General features: G+C 39.3%; 2 protein-coding genes, 1 tRNA gene and 1 pseudogene. 1 reads left to right on the top strand and 3 read right to left on the bottom strand.

Going from position 1 to position 2,331, the window contains the following annotated elements; all coding sequences use genetic code 11:
- The 3 genes and pseudogenes from AC1DPQ_RS25135 to AC1DPQ_RS25125 all read right to left on the bottom strand — a co-directional run.
- A pseudogene (locus AC1DPQ_RS25135) lies at positions 1-436 on the bottom strand (hypothetical protein); the annotation flags it as partial.
- Between the two features lie 202 nt (positions 437-638).
- On the bottom strand, positions 639-1,460 hold the full coding sequence (locus AC1DPQ_RS25130) for a class I SAM-dependent methyltransferase (protein ID WP_477611227.1): 822 nt from the start codon (positions 1,458-1,460) through the stop codon (positions 639-641).
- A 45-nt stretch (positions 1,461-1,505) separates the two neighbouring features.
- A tRNA-Lys gene (locus tag AC1DPQ_RS25125) sits at positions 1,506-1,578 on the bottom strand.
- Positions 1,579-1,778: 200 nt separating this feature from the next.
- Here AC1DPQ_RS25125 and AC1DPQ_RS25120 point away from each other — a divergent pair.
- Positions 1,779-2,331: hypothetical protein (locus tag AC1DPQ_RS25120; RefSeq protein ID WP_477611226.1), on the top strand; the 553-nt coding region annotated here is incomplete at its 3' end.

Below are 2,331 nucleotides of genomic sequence, written 5' to 3'. Positions count from 1 at the left end.
GGATATAACTGCTAAAATACAGCGGTCGTTCAGGGTGAAGACCCATCACGAATGTACATACAATCAGCGCCATGGTACCAATCAGCGAGAGTTTCTGTCCGTATACGACAAACATCGAAAAGCTGAAAGCAGCGATGACTACTACCACCGCAGTTAAATAAACATCATCTAAAACTGATGAAACCACCAGCGTGGTGGCGAAAAAAACGATAATACTCGATAGTGCTGTTTTCAGCTTGTTCAATCGGTTATCGGGCAGATCGGTTAAACTGATCAGTAAAGCCCCAACCCCTATTCCTTTTGCCGCTTCAGGATTACCCAGGTAAAAGAATAAAATAATGGGCAATACCACAGTAATGGTGGTGCGCAGGGCATCAGAAAAGTACTCGCCTAAAAAGAAATACGAAATGGTAGAGCCGATGCTGTTTTTGCCCATGAATATGTTAATGAATGCTGATAATTGATAAAAGCTGCAAAGATAACAGATTTATAATGCATGCATAACAAATAGCTACACAAAACCAGATACCGATCTGTTCTTTGGACTTTAGCAGCGTAATTGCGTGTTCATAACTTAATCTTCTGTGTTACTTGGTAGTGACGCTGCGCTGAACACTACGGAGAGGAAGGGGTTCTTATTATTTCCACGCCTGACTGAATACAGCACTTATTGGAGCGATCATGGGAGCAGCTCCGAATTTTTCAGCAAGTTCTTTTTCCACCTTAATTTTTATCTCGTCTATACAGTCAGGATTCTGTTTTTTGATCTCCTCATAAACAGGTCCCCACTCTACCAAACCGCATGCAGCTTCTTTTGCGGTTGGACTTACGGAAAAAAGTTTTACTTTTTCAATTGATATTTTTGCAAAGCCGGCATCCTTTAATAATAGTGTTATATGCGCTTCATTATTCATCGAGGTTGCAAGATTATGCGATTCGGGCAAGGGGTGTTCTAAATATTTCATTGCAATAGATCTGGCAGAATAAGATGCCGCATTATTTTCCAGCTTATCCCAGGTGGTAAATAAAAACAGGCCACCTGGTTTCAAAACCCGATAGGCCTCTGCAAATGCTTTCGGTTTATCAGGAACAAACATATACCCGAAGCAGCAAACCACCAAATCTATACTATTATCATTAAAAGGAAGTTGCTGGGCATCAATATTTCGCCAGTCAATATCAAGGTGGCTCAACGTCTTTTTGGCTACGGCCAACATCTCCTCGCTAATATCTGAAGCGATCAGCTTTGCTGCGTATGGAATATGCTCCCTAATATGACGGGTAACACGCCCTGTCCCAGCCGCAATTTCGAGCACTACAGAAACCGGAATGGATTGAATTCGTTTTGCAACTTCTATAGCATAGGGCTCAAAGAATAATGGGCCGAAAAACTGCTCGTAACGAGTAGCAGTATCTCCCGGCAAATCAGCCGAAGGGTCTTTTGGCAAAGTATCGTTCATAAACGATTAATTTTATATTTCGTTCAAATACAATAAGTGATATTGTGACCCCTCAGGGGTTCGAACCCTGGACCCACAGATTAAGAGTCTGTTGCTCTACCAACTGAGCTAAGAAGTCTGGTAAAATAAATATAGGATAAAAAGGGGAAATATATTAATCTCGCTAAATAGCTTAAGGAGTTGGGTTCGTTAAATGCACATTAGTATACGCCATTGCCCTTAACTTAAATAAAATTCTCTTCATTTACTCAATCACGAAATTGATAAAATAACAGTTGCTATATTTAAGCATTGGTAGCAACTACGACAAAACCTAACATGGACCAAGAGACAGCAAGTTATATTATAAACTACTTCAGTAACTTAATGACTGACAATGAAAAGTTAGCACTGAAACACCATATGCATACCTATAAGACTTCTGATGATCCTAAGATGAGAAGAATTTTGACTAATAGAGGTTGGATTAGAACGGAATCCGAAATACTTAATTTTCTAAAACATGGCTATGATGAATTTGAGTTGAATGTAGCAAGACGAATAACGACGGAAAATCCTGAAAAGGTATTTCTTAACAATTGCCCAAAGTGTAATAAACTTGCAAGGACTCCATACGCAAGGCAATGCCGACATTGTGGTGATAATTGGCATGCAATAACCATTGCTCTGTTTAAGCTTAACAATGCTTATCAATTGAAAGGAAAACAATTTTTCTTACTTGGAACAGTCGTGAAAGGAGACATCAAAAAAGGCCAATTTATAGATCTGACAATGTTAGGACTGAACAAAAAACCAAAAATTGAGACAATTGAATTTGCACTTAAACGAAAAGACGGAAAAGTATGGGAAGACATTGCACTCGGTACAAACG

Source organism: Pedobacter sp. 01T416_2 (assembly GCF_056398925.1).
This window is presented reverse-complemented; position numbering and strand designations above follow the sequence as displayed.

Coding starts and splice junctions, on each gene's coding strand:
- AC1DPQ_RS25130 (WP_477611227.1), bottom strand. CDS start 1,460: ATGAACGATACTTTGCCAAAAGACCCTTCGGCTGATTTGCCGGGAGAT.